The 12,818-nt window shown below is 61.6% G+C and carries 15 protein-coding genes; 3 read left to right on the top strand and 12 right to left on the bottom strand.

Annotated features, from left to right (window positions below; all coding sequences use genetic code 11):
- Positions 1-67 precede the first annotated feature (67 nt).
- Positions 68-1,558: a flagellin N-terminal helical domain-containing protein gene (locus HJ536_RS01855; protein WP_177156464.1), complete on the top strand. Its 1,491-nt coding sequence runs from the start codon at positions 68-70 to the stop codon at positions 1,556-1,558.
- Positions 1,559-1,746: 188 nt separating this feature from the next.
- The gene (rpoN, locus tag HJ536_RS01850) at positions 1,747-3,063 is read left to right on the top strand and encodes an RNA polymerase factor sigma-54 (RefSeq protein ID WP_177156463.1); all 1,317 of its coding nucleotides are present in this window, start codon (positions 1,747-1,749) and stop codon (positions 3,061-3,063) included.
- Between the two features lie 74 nt (positions 3,064-3,137).
- Here the strand turns inward: rpoN and HJ536_RS01845 are convergent, their stop codons facing one another.
- Positions 3,138-3,848 carry a PDZ domain-containing protein gene (locus HJ536_RS01845; RefSeq protein WP_177156462.1) on the bottom strand — a complete coding sequence of 237 codons (711 nt, stop codon included), beginning with the start codon at positions 3,846-3,848 and terminating at the stop codon, positions 3,138-3,140.
- The gene (locus HJ536_RS01840; protein WP_177156461.1) at positions 3,845-4,618 is read right to left on the bottom strand and encodes a hypothetical protein; all 774 of its coding nucleotides are present in this window, start codon (positions 4,616-4,618) and stop codon (positions 3,845-3,847) included. Before HJ536_RS01840 ends, HJ536_RS01845 begins: the two co-directional genes overlap by 4 nt.
- Before the next feature lie 173 nt (positions 4,619-4,791).
- Here HJ536_RS01840 and HJ536_RS01835 point away from each other — a divergent pair, with 173 nt between their 5' ends.
- Positions 4,792-5,355: a hypothetical protein gene (locus tag HJ536_RS01835; protein WP_176852718.1), complete on the top strand. Its 564-nt coding sequence runs from the start codon at positions 4,792-4,794 to the stop codon at positions 5,353-5,355.
- A 60-nt stretch (positions 5,356-5,415) separates the two neighbouring features.
- Here HJ536_RS01835 and HJ536_RS01830 read toward each other — a convergent pair whose 3' ends face one another.
- From HJ536_RS01830 to HJ536_RS01785, 10 genes are all read right to left on the bottom strand, one after another.
- Positions 5,416-5,613, bottom strand: coding sequence for a hypothetical protein (locus HJ536_RS01830; RefSeq protein WP_176852719.1), 198 nt, complete (start codon positions 5,611-5,613; stop codon positions 5,416-5,418).
- A 1-nt stretch (position 5,614) separates the two neighbouring features.
- Positions 5,615-6,763 carry an EscU/YscU/HrcU family type III secretion system export apparatus switch protein gene (locus HJ536_RS01825; RefSeq protein ID WP_176852720.1) on the bottom strand — a complete coding sequence of 383 codons (1,149 nt, stop codon included), beginning with the start codon at positions 6,761-6,763 and terminating at the stop codon, positions 5,615-5,617.
- Complete coding sequence (gene fliR / locus HJ536_RS01820; RefSeq protein ID WP_176852721.1) at positions 6,750-7,577, bottom strand: flagellar biosynthetic protein FliR; 828 nt, start codon at positions 7,575-7,577, stop codon at positions 6,750-6,752. Before fliR ends, HJ536_RS01825 begins: the two co-directional genes overlap by 14 nt.
- A 4-nt stretch (positions 7,578-7,581) precedes the next feature.
- Complete coding sequence (gene fliQ / locus HJ536_RS01815) at positions 7,582-7,848, bottom strand: flagellar biosynthesis protein FliQ (protein WP_176852722.1); 267 nt, start codon at positions 7,846-7,848, stop codon at positions 7,582-7,584.
- A 2-nt stretch (positions 7,849-7,850) separates the two neighbouring features.
- The gene (fliP, locus tag HJ536_RS01810) at positions 7,851-8,585 is read right to left on the bottom strand and encodes a flagellar type III secretion system pore protein FliP (protein ID WP_176852723.1); all 735 of its coding nucleotides are present in this window, start codon (positions 8,583-8,585) and stop codon (positions 7,851-7,853) included.
- Positions 8,582-8,860, bottom strand: a complete 279-nt coding sequence (locus tag HJ536_RS01805) for a flagellar assembly protein FliO (protein WP_177156460.1) — start codon at positions 8,858-8,860, stop codon at positions 8,582-8,584. The genes fliP and HJ536_RS01805 overlap by 4 nt, the downstream gene beginning before the upstream one ends.
- A gap of 150 nt (positions 8,861-9,010) precedes the next feature.
- The gene (fliN, locus tag HJ536_RS01800; RefSeq protein ID WP_420811077.1) at positions 9,011-9,253 is read right to left on the bottom strand and encodes a flagellar motor switch protein FliN; all 243 of its coding nucleotides are present in this window, start codon (positions 9,251-9,253) and stop codon (positions 9,011-9,013) included.
- 50 nt (positions 9,254-9,303) lie between these two features.
- Positions 9,304-10,308: a flagellar motor switch protein FliM gene (fliM, locus tag HJ536_RS01795; RefSeq protein ID WP_177156459.1), complete on the bottom strand. Its 1,005-nt coding sequence runs from the start codon at positions 10,306-10,308 to the stop codon at positions 9,304-9,306.
- A gap of 16 nt (positions 10,309-10,324) precedes the next feature.
- On the bottom strand, positions 10,325-10,924 hold the full coding sequence (locus tag HJ536_RS01790) for a flagellar basal body-associated FliL family protein (protein ID WP_177156458.1): 600 nt from the start codon (positions 10,922-10,924) through the stop codon (positions 10,325-10,327).
- Positions 10,925-10,935: 11 nt separating this feature from the next.
- Entirely contained in the window at positions 10,936-12,813 is a 1,878-nt protein-coding gene (locus HJ536_RS01785) for a flagellar hook-length control protein FliK (RefSeq protein WP_177156457.1), read from the bottom strand.
- Between the last annotated feature and the right edge of the window lie 5 nt (positions 12,814-12,818).

The following is a 12,818-nucleotide window of genomic DNA, read 5'->3' as shown; positions in this document are numbered from 1 at the left end:
GGCAGAGGCCGTTGCCATAACCAGACGCCGAGGGGCGCACACCAAACCGAACACAGGAGACGGCACAATGGCCATCATCAACACGAACATTGGCGCAATCAATGCTCAGGCTAGCTTGAGCCGCGTTAACACCGACATGGAAACCGCAATGGAGCGTCTGTCGACCGGCATGCGCATCAACTCTGCCAAGGACGACTCGGCAGGTATGGCCATCGCGGAAAAGATGACTTCGCAGATCATGGGTCTGAACCAAGCGGTTCGTAACGCCAACGACGGCAAGAACCTTCTGGACACCACCGAAGGCGCTCAGGTCGAAGTTTCGAGCATGCTGCAGCGTCTCCGCGAACTCGCCGTACAATCGTCGAACGATACGAACACCGCCGGCGACCGTGGTAACATCTCGGCAGAAGGCTCGCAGCTGATCACTGAAATCAACCGCGTCGCTACCGACACCACCTTCAACGGTATGAAGATCCTCGACGGCACCTTCACCGGCAAGCAGCTGCAGATCGGTGCAGACACCGGCCAGACCATCGAAGTGCACGTGGACAGCGTTCACACCACCGAGATCGGCGCTCAGACCCTGAGCACCCAGGTCAAGATCAACCAGGCCACCGTTGACGACGCTCAGGCAACCAACGGTATCGCTCAGGAAGACCTGAAGATCACCGGTCACACTGGCTCGACCACCGTGGTTGGCACCGCCAACATGTCGGCCAAGGATCTGGCTGCTGCAGTGAACAAAGTATCGGCTTCGACCGGTGTGGATGCGACCGCAGAAACCAACGTCAAACTCAGCGGCCTGACTGGCACCGGCAACATCACCTTCAAGGTGAACGGCGAGTCGATCGGCGAAGTCGCGGTAACCGACACCACCGACCTGCGTGGCCTGCGTGATGCGATCAACAACAAAGCCGGCACCACCGGAGTGACCGCAAAGATGGGTGACGACAACAGCCAGATCATCCTGACCGACAAGCTGGGGAACGACATCAAGATCAGCGAATATGCGGACAACGCGGCGACTGACTCGGACATGACCGTCACCGCTCTGGACCGTGACGGCAACAGCGATGGCACCTCGATCGTCACTCTGGCAGGCACCGGCGCAGCTGGCTCGGACAGCGCAACCGTCGTCGGTCAGGTCGAGTTCACCTCGATGAAAGCCTTCTCGGTTGGTGGTGAGAACGCTGGCGCAGACGTCGACTTCCTGGACGCTGACTCGAACACCTCTTCGCTGTCGAAAGTCTCGGACATCGACCTGACCACTGCCGAAGGCGCTTCGAAAGCGATCAAGGTTCTGGACGTCGCTCTGTCGAAGGTCTCGCAGTCTCGCTCCGACCTTGGTGCGGTATCCAACCGACTGGACAGCACCATCTCGAACCTGACCAACATCACGGTCAACGTCGAGGCAGCGCGCAGCCAGATCGCAGACGCCGACTTCGCCAAAGAATCGTCGGACCTGGCACGCGGCAAAATCCTGTCGCAGGCAGCAACTTCGATGCTGGCACAGGCAAACGCTTCTAACCAGAACGTGCTGTCTCTGCTCCGCGGCTGACGGAAAATTGACACCCGAAAGAGAGCCCGGCGCCATCGCGCCGGGTTTTTTCGTTTTGAATCAATGATTAAAAATTTTTTTCATTTTTTTGCTAAAATACCCGAAAGGATCACCGTTAGGTGTCAAATAAGCTGCCTTGTGAGAATCTCTAACTGGAGCCCTAATTGGGTCATCCAGGAGGGAACGTCATGCAACTCAGCTACACTCAACAACTCGGACAGCGTCAGTCGCTCGTGATGACAGCTCAGCTTCAACAGGCGATTTGTCTGCTGCAGCTCAGCAATACGGATCTGCAATCCTACATCGAGTCCGAGGCGGAGGAAAATCCGTTCGTTGAGGTGGCCCGCCCCACAAATGATCGTCTGCGTGAACCGTCGCTCGTGAAGCGGTCCGCGACCGATTACGATGACATCACTGCCCGCGCTGCTGACCACGCCCCCTCCCTCTATGGTCATGTAGCTGCGCAATTCGATCTGATGTTCGACACCCCCCGCGATCGCATCGTTGCGGAATGTTTCCTCGAAGCCATCGAACCCAGCGGTTGGCTGGGCGAGAGCCTGGAAGATATCGCCTTCCGCGCCGCCATCACCATGGAAGAGGCCGAAGAGATGCTGGAGCGCGTCCAGCAAGTAGACCCCGCCGGTCTGTTCGCCCGTAGCCTTGCCGAATGTCTGCGCCTGCAAGCCGCGGACAAGGGCATGCTGACCCCGATCATGTCCGGCATTCTGTCGAACCTTCCGAAACTGGCCGCCGCCGATCTGAACGGTCTGGCCCGCGCCTGCGGTTGCTCGATGGAAGACCTGCGCAATGAACTGAAAGAAGTGCGTCGTCTGAACCCCAAGCCCGGTGCCGATTTCATCTACGGTGATATCGCGCAGCGTGAACCCGATCTGATCGTGTCCAAGGGCGAAGAAGGCTGGCTGGTTGACCTGAACCGCTCGACCCTGCCGTCGGTCGTCGTGGACGAGGCCAAAGCCGAAAGCGCCACCCGCGACAAGACCGCAACCGAATTTGTAGGCGAGCGTCTGAGCCTTGCCCGCTGGCTGCGCCGCGCGGTCGAGCACCGCAACCAGACCATCCTGCTGGTCGGCGCCGAGATCGTTCGCCGTCAGTCCAAATTCCTGGAGCATGGCCCCGCGCACATCGTTCCCATGACCCTCAAAGACGTGGCCGAGGCCGTTGGCGTGCACGAAAGCACCGTCAGCCGCGTGACCACCGGCATGCTGATTGTCACCCCTCAGGGCACCTTTGGTCTGAAGACGTTCTTTAGCACTGCGCTGTCCACCGATGGCGACGAAGCGGCTTCTTCGGCGGCGATCCGTCACCGCGTCCAGCAACTGGTCAAAGACGAAGACCCCGCGCGCCCCCTGAGCGACGATGCCATCGCCAAGATCATCACCGACGAGGGTACCCATCTGGCCCGCCGCACCGTCGCGAAATACCGCGAAATGCTGAAGATCCCTTCGTCGTTCCAGCGCAAGCGCCGCGCGAAACTGACCAACTGATCCCCGATATTACCGATAAAAAAAGACCGCTTCGGCGGTCTTTTTTGCGTTCCACGGCTGGTGGAGGAGGGGCCTTAGAGCCCCTCGAATTCTGCGGCGGGATCCTCGGGGATCGGGTCGTAGACAAAGCGCATGTCGGGGAACTCGCGCTTGATATACTGGTGGACGCGCTGCTCGTTCTTGGCGGCGATGACCTGTAGCAGGCTCATGCCCCGCTCGATCCGGTCACGGCGAAAGAACTCTGGCGCGGTGTTCCAGAAATAGGACCAAGCCAGCGTCTGCGTCAGCACCACGACCCACAGGCCGATGGGCAGGGTCACGATGATCGTCGCGGCCCAGATCGCCAGCGGAGTCCACAGCCGCATCTGCGCATACCACAAAGGGGTCAGCGCGATCGCCATAGTCGAGGGTTTCTGGGTCTGGATGTCGTAGACACCGTTCGCGTCGCGATAGACCTCCCAGTTGATCATCCCGTCGGGAATGATGCGTTGGGCGGCTTGCTCGGCTTCTTCGGTGTCGTATTCGCGGCCCTCTTTCCACGCTCCCAGATTGGGGGTGTTGGACAGAACCACGAATTTGCGTTCCCCGCGCAGAAAGGTCAGGGCAATCGTCGGCGCACCCCGCCCGAAGCGGTCGTGCAAATCCTGCGTGCTGCCATCGAACGGCAATCCGTTCACCGCGATCAGCTCGTCCCCGACCTTCAGGCCCAGGGCAATCGCGCCGACCTCCAGCGATTTCAGCGCCAGATGGTAGCCTTTCTTTTCGGAGTCATGCGTGTCTGTCATGGGAACGAGAACGGGTTGGGCTCTGCTTTGGGGGCGGGTTTCTTGGTGGTTTTCTTGGACGAGCTGGACGACGACGTCGTGCGCTTGGTCGGGGCCGGTGCGGACGGTTTTGCAGCGGCGGCGGCCGGCGGTGTACTGGTAGCAGCGGCGGCGATCATCTTGCTCAGGGCCAATTGTAGATCAGAAATGCCGGCTTGCATCGCCTCTACCGTCTTTTGCGTTCCGGCATCGACCCGTTCGGTGAGCGTGGTGGCAATTTGGGATTGCAGGCTGCCTGCGGTATCCGAATAGTCGCCAAGCTGGCTGGCCATCTGGTCATGCATCGAGGTCAGCTCGGTCAGAATGGCCTCGCGGTTATCGTTGTTGATCCCCTCGAGCTTGGCCAGGCGTTCGCTCAGGCCGGCGACGGCCTCGAGCTGACCGTTCAACTGCGTGACGCTTTCCTGAAAGATGGCCAAGGCTTCGATCTGGGTGGCGCTGGTGCGGCGCATTTCGGCAAGGGTTTTGAAATAAACCAGTCCGCCCAATGCGATAGACACGCCAGCCCCGGCCAGAAGCCCGATCATCATGGGCCTCAGCCTTGCGCCGAAACGGTCCAGCCGGGCTGCGGCTGCGGCGGTCTCGCTTTGCAGACGGGATACTTCGGCGGCGGCGTCATTGGCGGCTTCGGCGGCCTCCAGGGCCAGCCGGATGGTATCCTGAAGCTCGGTATTCTCGGTGGGTTCGATGATTTCGATCTCGGTCTCGTCCGAGGAGGTCTTGCGGGCCATGGTGTCTCCTGCAGGCTATGGGGACCATTTGGCAGAGAGAATGCATGTTCCGTGCCATTCCGCAGGCGGACCCCACGCTAAAGATTTCAGGGCCAGCGCCGTTTAGCTTTTCATGACCGATGACCCGCGCCCACAGCGGGCGGACCGATATGGACATTTCAAGAGAGGCACAGATGTCGCAAGCAGCAGGAACAACTGGGAACGCGGGTGAATCCGGAGCATTTGTATCTCTGGAAAATCTGCGACCCTTCGCCAAGGTTGTTTTCGGTGACGGCGCGCACGAGGTGGCTCGTTGCGGCGATGGTATCACGCTGGCCTACCGCCCCGAGGGCAAAGAAGACTGGACCTCGCTGGGGATGCAGCTGGAAGAGGGTTGGCCCCGCATCGGCGGTGGCATCATCCTGAGCCAGAGCAACGCGCTGGAGCGGTTTGTGCGCACCCACGTGGTCAAGATCGAAGGCCAGACCCGCACCGACGGTGCGCAGGAATTCGCGCTGGAAGACGTCAGCTGGCTGGTCCGCAACACCGAAGACCTGAACCTGATCGAGATTCGTGTGGGCTCCGAAGGGGATTGGACCACGGTGAAAATCAAGGACATCTCGAAAGAAAAGGAAAAGGACCGGGCGGTTGCTGCGCTGGTCAAGGTTTCCCCCGACCTCGAGATGGAAGTGTCCGCCGATATGGTCGGCTGGGCCGAGCGTCTGGGGGCCGGTGCCCAGATTATGCCGATGCTCTGACAGGGGAAACTCTGACAGGGGCTGTCGGAAAACCGGACAGCATTTCATGTGGCGCGGGGGTCAATCCCTGCGCCATTTTTCTACCAGATCGGCGATGCGATAGCGCAGCGCGGCGGCCAGACACATGATGGCGGTGATCCACAGGCCAATGGCGCGGATGCCTTCGGCTTGAACGGCCTCGTTCATCAGGGCGACCGAGACGCCCGCGAAGCTGACGGTCGAGATCAGGGTGCCCACGCTTTGGTGATGTCTTGCCATGTCACGCTTCCTTTTCGGGGCGTCCGTGTTCATCCAGACGCAGTTCTTTGGGGATGTCCAGATCGGGCATGTCGGTGGGCATGTCGTGATCCAGCCGGTAGACGTGCGCCAGAATGGCGGCGACGGCCACGAACAGGGCTTCGGGGATCATCTCGCCGATCTGGCCAGTGTAATACAGCGCACGGGCCAGAGGCGGCGCCTGCACGGTGGTGACGCGGGCCTTGGATGCGCGCTCCATAATCCGGTGGGCCATCGCGCCCCGTCCCATCGCCAGAATGATCGGCGCGTCGGCCTCTTCGGGGGCATAGCGCAGGGCAATGGCAAAGTGGGTCGGGTTGGTGATCACGGCAGTGGCGTTGGGCACATCGTCCAGCGCCTTGGCCCGTTTCGCCCCCTGAGAGGCCTCCATCTGACGGCGGCGGATCGCGCCCTTCAACTCGGGAGAGCCTTCGGTCTGCTTGGCCTCGTCCTTGAGTTCCTGACGGGACATCTTGAGGCTCTTGTTCAGGCTGTAGAACTGGTAGCCATAGTCCACCACACCGATGACCAGCAGGCCCACGATCAGCGCCGACAGTAGGCGGATCACGCCGGACTGGAACATTGCCGCCGCAGGGCCGGGGGCCATGGTGTACATCAGCTCCATCTCGGGGATCTGCGAGAGCAGCACGCCGTAAGCCGCCCCGCCAAGCAGGCCGACCTTCATCAGCGCCTTGCCCAGTTCGACCAGCGATTTCATGGAGACCATGCGTTTCAGACCCTTCAGCGGGTCCATCTTGTCGGGCTTGAAGGCCATCGCTTTGGGTGCCCAGTTCAGGCCACCCATCGCGGCTTGGACGCCGATGGTCAGGGCCAGCATCGGAATGCCAATCCCCATCCCGATCAGGAACAGTGCCCACAGGGCCTCTTTCAGGCGTTGGATGATGATGGAATCCAGCTGCTCTGAGCTGTCCCAGCGCAGCCAGCTGGCCCAACTGCCCGCCAGCGTTTCCCCCATCGAACCCGCGGCCGAGATGATGGCCATCGCGGAAATGATGCTGAACAGAACAAAGACTTCCTTGGAAGTGACGACCTTGCCGTCTTCTCTGGCTTGTTCCTTTCGCCGCGGGGTTGGGTCTTCGGTCTTTTCCTGACCGTCATCACCTTCTGCCATTTGCCATCTCCTGTAGCATATGGTCCAGCAGGTCGAGGGCCGAGCCCATGACCCACTCGTTTGCCTTGCCCAAGACGGGCGCGCCGACGAACAGCAGCACCACGGTCATGGTCAGGGTCATCGGAAAACCGAACGAGAAAATGTTCATCTGCGGGGCCGAGCGGGTGATCACACCGATCAGCACGTTCACCAGCAGCAGGATCGACACCACAGGCATCATCAGCTGAACGCTATAGGTGAACATGTCCCGCGCGGCCTCTTTGCCGGCCTCCAGCATGGGGCCGGTCAGCAGGGGTCCGCCGGGCGGGATATAGTTGTAGCTTTCGATCATCATGCGCAGCGCCAGCAGGTGCCCGTCCAGCGACACGAACGTGGCCAGCATGAACAGGCTGAAAAGCTGCGAAATCACTGGAACGCTGGTGCCCGACGCAGGGTCGATCTGCGCGGCAAAGCCCAGACCGGCGGTCGCGGCAATCCGGTCGCCCGCAACGGCGGCGGTGCCAAAGATGATCGACAGAACCAGACCGGCGGCCAGACCCAAGGCGATCTCGGACAGGATCATCGGGACGGCCTTCATGCTGACCAGGACGTCCACGGGGGGCATTTCGACTTGGGTGATGACGGGGATGGTCAGCGCCACCGCCATCATGATCCGCACCTGAAGGTTGATGTAGCGCGCCGCAAAGAACGGTGCCGCCAGAATGAAAGAGCCCACCCGCAGCATCGCGAATACGAACTGCACCGAGTAGCTGATCAGCTCTGCCAGTTCGAGGCCCGGTATGCCGGAGGTATAGTTGAAGGTGGGCGCGAACATCCGGTCAGCCCATCGTCGCGATGGTTTCAAAGACATGCCCGAAGTAGTCGGACATCACCCGCAGCATGAACCCGGATAAGAGCGCCATCGAGATCAGCACGATCGCCAGCTTGGGCACAAAGCTAAGCGTGCTTTCGTTGATCGAGGTCGCGGCTTGCAGAACGCCGACCAGCAGACCAACCGCCAGCGCGATCCCCAGAATGGGGCCTGCAGTCAGCAGGATATTCCAGTAGGCCAGCTGCAAATGCTCAATATTGGTGTCGAAATCCATCGTCAGTTCCCCAAGAAGCTAGAGGCCAAAGAGCCCATCATCAGCGCCCATCCGTCCACCAGAACGAACAGCAGCAGCTTGAAGGGCAGCGACACCAGCATGGGCGACAGCATCATCATACCCAGCGCCATCAGGATCGACGCGATCACCATGTCGATCACCAGAAACGGCAGGAAAATCAGGAAGCCGATCTGGAACGCGGTCTTCAATTCCGACGTCATATAGGCCGGCAGCAGGACCGACAGCGGCACGTCGTCGTTGTTTTCAAACGGGCCGACCTTGGCCAGTTCCGAGAACATCATCAGGTCGTTCTGGCGGGTGTTTCCCAGCATGTAACCGGTGACGATCTTGCGGCCTTGTTCCAGCGCGTCCTGCGCGGAAATCTGTTCGTCCAGATAGGGGCCAAGCGATGTGTCGTGCAGTTCGGTCAGGACCGGCTGCATCACGAAAAAGCTCAGGAATAGCGCGATGGCGACCAGCACCTGGTTGGGCGGGGTCTGCTGGGTGCCCAGAGCCTGACGCAGGATCGACAGCACGATGATGATGCGGGTGAACGCGCTCATCCCCATCACGATCGAGGGCAGGACGGTCAGCACCGTCATCAGCGCCAGAATTTGCAGGGTCAGCGAATAGGTGACCTCGCCGTCGGCGCCTTGCAGTTGCAGGGCGGGCAGACCTTGGGCGTGGGCAGGGGCCGCTAGGGCCAGCAGGATCAGGGCGGGGATCAGACGTTTCATTCCGCATCCTCCGCTTGGGTGGTGCGGGGCAGCGCCAGCAGTTGCGCGGGGCCTTTGCGCGGGATCACGGCCAGAACGGGCTGACCGTCGGCCTCGATCAGCAGGGCGCGCTCGCCATTTCCCAGACCGGTGGCCTCGCGGACGATCAGGCGGCGTCCGGCGGTGGCTTTGCCCGCCAGTTTGCCGCGGTTCACATAGACGGCCAGCCAAGCCAGCCCCATCACCCCCAGAAAAAGGGCGACGGTGAAAATCTGCTGCGTATCGAGGATGTCCAAGGGTCTGCTCCAATTCCTGCCATCTGGAGGGAAAAGGAGCATGTTTCGTGCCAACCGGAACGGGAGCGGCCTATCCGATCGGCAAGGGTGCGCCGCGCAAAAGTATGCGCCGCGCAGAATGTCACAGGTTTCCGGCCCCGTAGGGCGGGTTCAGACCGAGGCCATGCGGGTTTCGGGGTCCACAATCTCGCCAAAGCGGATGCCGAACCGTTCGCCGACCACAACCACTTCGCCGCGGGCGATGATGGTGCCGTTGACCAGAATATCCAGCGGATCACCGGCCATGCGGTCCAGTTCGATCACCGAGCCTTCGTTCAGGCGCAAGAGGTCCTGAATGGTGATCTCGGTGCGGCCGACCTCGACGGTCATGCGGACTTTGACGTTGGCCAGCATGCCCAGCTTGGTGTTGATGGCGCTGTCCCCGGTGGCAGGTACTTTGTCGCTCATGCCGTTTTCCTTTCGCTTTCTTGCGGGGCCGGGGCCACGCATTCGGTGATGCTGATGGCGGCTTTGCCCGCAACCTCGCCGATTTCGCCGTTAAAGAAGTGTTCGCCCTCGATCAGCAGACGCGGGGCAGGTTTCAGGTTTACGGGCACCACTTTGCCCGGGGTCAGGTCGGTGATCTCGCGCAGCTGGACCTCGGGTTCGTCCAGATGGGCGGTGATGGTCAGCGGCACGTTCATGACCGCCTTTTCCAGACGGGCGCGCCAGCTGATGTCTTCGCCGACCATGTCGGACTGGGTGCGCGACCGCAGCTGCGAGGCGATGGGTTTCAGCGTTTGCAGCGGATACAGGATATCCACATCCGCCGGATCGCCGCCCGGAAGCTGGATGATGAACGAACACTTCACCACCTGATCCTGCCCGTCCAGAAAGCTGGCGAATTGCAGGTTCTCTTCGTGGGCCGAGCCGGTCAGGTGGATCGGATAGAGATCCCGCCACGCCATCTCTAGCGCCCGGTTCAGACCGCCGACCACCAGTTCGATCACCCGCAGTTCGGTCGCGGTGAATTCGCTGCGCCCTGTCTTTGGGGGCGTCTTCAGTTCACCGCCATAGTACACGTTGGTCAGCAGCGAGACAAAGCTGGGCTGCAGAACCACCATTTGGGTGCCGCGCAATTCGTCGATACGGCTGATGGTCAGGCTGCTGAAGTTGTCCAGTTCGTCCGTGTAGTGGTCGTAGGCCTTGATCTCTGGCGGGAACGACGAGATCCGCGGCTGCATCCGCAAAAAGGGCAGGAACACGCTGCGCGCCAGACGGCAGAAGCGTTCGTTGACCATCCGCAGACCGTAGTAGTCCCCCAGCGCCGAAACGTTATCGACGCCGAATTTGTAAGGTTTGGCCTTACTGCTGGCGTCATTACTGTCGCCTGCGTCGTCGTCCAGGTTCTTGAGGCCGTCCACAAGGGCGGCGACCTCGAAGCTGGAGAGTTTCGTTGCCTTTGCCATTCTTCGCCCGCGCCTCTTATTGCAACACGAACGAGGGGAAGAAGACGTTCTCGATGCCGCCAAACCCCTCGAGCTGTTCGAGACGTTTGTTCACGGCAGCCTTCATCGCTTCGGCCAGACGGTCGCGGCCTTCCATGCCGGCGACGTCCTCTTCCGAGAAGCCACTGATCACCGCCAGAAAGTCCGAGCGGATCGCCATCGCGTGGGTTTCCACGTTGGCGATGACCTTGGCGTCGTACTGGGTCGACATGCCGATCCCGACCTGCAGGAACCGGCGCGAGCCGCGCAGGTTCGTGGTCAGGGTGTCGGGGAATTCATAGTAGCTGGTCTGGAACACTGGAGTTTCAGGGATGTCCTTGACCATCTTGATGGGGTTGCCGTTTTCATCGACGGTCGGCTCGCCCTCGGCGCCTGCTTCGCCGCCTTCTGCAGCGGCGTCGCCGTTGGTGCGTTCGACCAGTCGCAGAACCTCTTCGGACGGAGAAATCTGCGTGCCAGCGTAATAGAAGCCGCCAGCAAAGCCGCCGCCGAGGAATAGCAGGAATCCCAGGACCAACAGAATGGTCTTGAGGATCTTGCCTTTCTTTTTGGGTGCGTCAGTGTTCGCGTCGCTCATGGTTCAATGCCTTATGCCTGTACGTCGACCAGTCGGTTCGGATCCTTGCGGGCTGCTCGTGCCTCTGTCTGTCCGGTGCCGCCGGTGGTTTGGGTCTGGGAGTTGCCAGCAGTACCCTCGCCGCCATTTCGGCCGCCTTGGCCCTGCTGGCCAAAGTCACGGCCCGCGCTGGCGTTGTGGTTCGCCAGTTCGACGCCCTGTTTCGCCAGAAGGTCGGCCAGTTTCTGCTGGTTGTCGTTGAATTGCTTTGCCGCTTCGGCGGTTTCGGTCACGATCGTGATCGAGGCCGCGCCATCGCGCATCTCCATCCGCAGCTGGACGCGGCCCATGTGTTCGGGGGTCAGCTGGATGTCGATTGCCTCGCCATCGGCAAGGGTTTCGAACCCGATGTCCTGAACCATGGTTTCCGGCCAGTCGGCTTGTTCCATCGACAATTCGCGGGTGGCGATGTCACGGGCCGCACTCTCCAGCTGGGGCTGGAAGGCCTCGGGGCTGGTGGTGACCTGAACCTGCGGGGCAGATTGGGGCAGGGTGGATTGGGTCTGCGGGGCGGGGGCGCTGTCGGCGCTGGCCAGCTTGAGGTCGCTCAGGTCCAGCGGCGTGTCATCGGACACGGACTGCTGGATCATCTGCTCAAAGCTTTGGGCGGCCACGGATTGCTTGGCCTCGGGCGCGGTGCGGCGCTGGGTGGGCTCGGCCTGAGCGGTGGCCTCGGTGTTCTGGGTCTGCACTGTTTGGGCCTGCGGGCCCTTGGGTGCGGCGGTGATCTGCTGAGCGGTTTTGTCGGTGGTCCGCTCGGTGCGGGTCTGGACAGGGGCGTTGTCCGACTGCTGCACGACGATCGGCGCAACTACGGTCGCTGCGGCGGTCAGTTGCTCGGGCGTCTGGGGGGCCGTTTCTGGAGTGGCCTGAGGCTGTGCATCGGATGCGACCTGTTCAGTGGTCTCAAGGTTCACTAGAACGTCGGTCGGCGTTTCACCGCTTTCGGTCTTTGCGACCTCAAAGGTCTTTGCGACTTCGGTGGTTGCCTCGGCCTTAACGGGTTTCGCGGTCTGCTGTGCAGGGGCTTGCTGCGCGGTTTGCACAGTCGCGGGCGCGGCCTTCTTGCCCATCTTGGCACGCAGCGCCAGCGAAGTATGCGTGGTCGTGGGCAGCTCGGCCTTGGCCTCGGTCACGGGGGCCTGAGCGGCCACAAGCGCCGGTGCGCTGGTCGACGCGGTCAGCACCTGCATCGTTTCTGTGGTCGCGGGTTTCGCTGTGGCCTTGCGGCTGTCAGCTATGGGAAAGTCAGTGGCATTCTGCATTGCGAGCGTGACAACCTCGGGCAGATCAGTGGTTACCTGAACTTCGGAGGGGGCGTCGGTCGGGGTCGCTTTGGCCTGCACGAGCTTCAGCGTCTGAGCCTGAACGGGCTTTGCGGTTTCGGCCACGGCGGTTTCGCTGACGGTTCCGGTGAGGGGCAAAGCGTTTGCCGCCGGATCGAGACCCGGCTCCTTTGCGGGCTGCACCTTGGCGACCTCGGCGGTTTTGCGAGGGGCGGTGTCGGGATTCGCTTTGATGGTCAGGCCGCCCTCGGGCAGGCGCGCGATGACCGGAAGATCGGGCAGGTCGGTGGTTGCGGCGTCGGCCTGAACGGCCTCGCCTTTGGCGGCCGGTTTGGTCGGCAGCTGGATGATTTCAGCGTCGGTGGTCTGTTCGGGGGTGTCCGCTGCGGCCTCGGGGGCGGCGTCGGTCACAACGGCTTCGGGCGCGGCTTCGGCATTTTCCCGAGCCTCGGACATGATGTTCCCGAACCCTGCACCGGACGCGCCCTGAGACGCAGCAGGCTTGGCCTGTTGCGGGGCGTCCAGCTTGAGAAAGCTCTGCTCTGCCAGCGTCAGCGGGGTCATGGCGG

Origin of the sequence: Donghicola mangrovi (assembly GCF_013377535.1) — a bacterium.
GTDB classification, from domain to species: Bacteria; Pseudomonadota; Alphaproteobacteria; order Rhodobacterales; family Rhodobacteraceae; genus Donghicola; species Donghicola mangrovi.
Note: the sequence above shows the minus strand (reverse complement) of the source record. Positions and strands in the feature narration are given on the sequence as shown.

Bases quoted from the DNA above. Each gene is read 5' to 3' on its own strand.
- HJ536_RS01855 (WP_177156464.1), top strand. From the start codon at position 68: ATGGCCATCATCAACACGAACATTGGCGCAATCAATGCTCAGGCTAGC.
- rpoN (WP_177156463.1), top strand. From the start codon at position 1,747: ATGCAACTCAGCTACACTCAACAACTCGGACAGCGTCAGTCGCTCGTG.
- HJ536_RS01845 (WP_177156462.1), bottom strand. From the start codon at position 3,848: ATGACAGACACGCATGACTCCGAAAAGAAAGGCTACCATCTGGCGCTG.
- HJ536_RS01840 (WP_177156461.1), bottom strand. From the start codon at position 4,618: ATGGCCCGCAAGACCTCCTCGGACGAGACCGAGATCGAAATCATCGAA.
- HJ536_RS01835 (WP_176852718.1), top strand. From the start codon at position 4,792: ATGTCGCAAGCAGCAGGAACAACTGGGAACGCGGGTGAATCCGGAGCA.
- HJ536_RS01830 (WP_176852719.1), bottom strand. From the start codon at position 5,613: ATGGCAAGACATCACCAAAGCGTGGGCACCCTGATCTCGACCGTCAGC.
- HJ536_RS01825 (WP_176852720.1), bottom strand. From the start codon at position 6,763: ATGGCAGAAGGTGATGACGGTCAGGAAAAGACCGAAGACCCAACCCCG.
- fliR (WP_176852721.1), bottom strand. From the start codon at position 7,577: ATGTTCGCGCCCACCTTCAACTATACCTCCGGCATACCGGGCCTCGAA.
- fliQ (WP_176852722.1), bottom strand. From the start codon at position 7,848: ATGGATTTCGACACCAATATTGAGCATTTGCAGCTGGCCTACTGGAAT.
- fliP (WP_176852723.1), bottom strand. From the start codon at position 8,585: ATGAAACGTCTGATCCCCGCCCTGATCCTGCTGGCCCTAGCGGCCCCT.
- fliN (WP_420811077.1), bottom strand. From the start codon at position 9,253: ATGCTGGCCAACGTCAAAGTCCGCATGACCGTCGAGGTCGGCCGCACC.
- fliM (WP_177156459.1), bottom strand. From the start codon at position 10,308: ATGGCAAAGGCAACGAAACTCTCCAGCTTCGAGGTCGCCGCCCTTGTG.
- HJ536_RS01790 (WP_177156458.1), bottom strand. From the start codon at position 10,924: ATGAGCGACGCGAACACTGACGCACCCAAAAAGAAAGGCAAGATCCTC.
- HJ536_RS01785 (WP_177156457.1), bottom strand. From the start codon at position 12,813: ATGACCCCGCTGACGCTGGCAGAGCAGAGCTTTCTCAAGCTGGACGCC.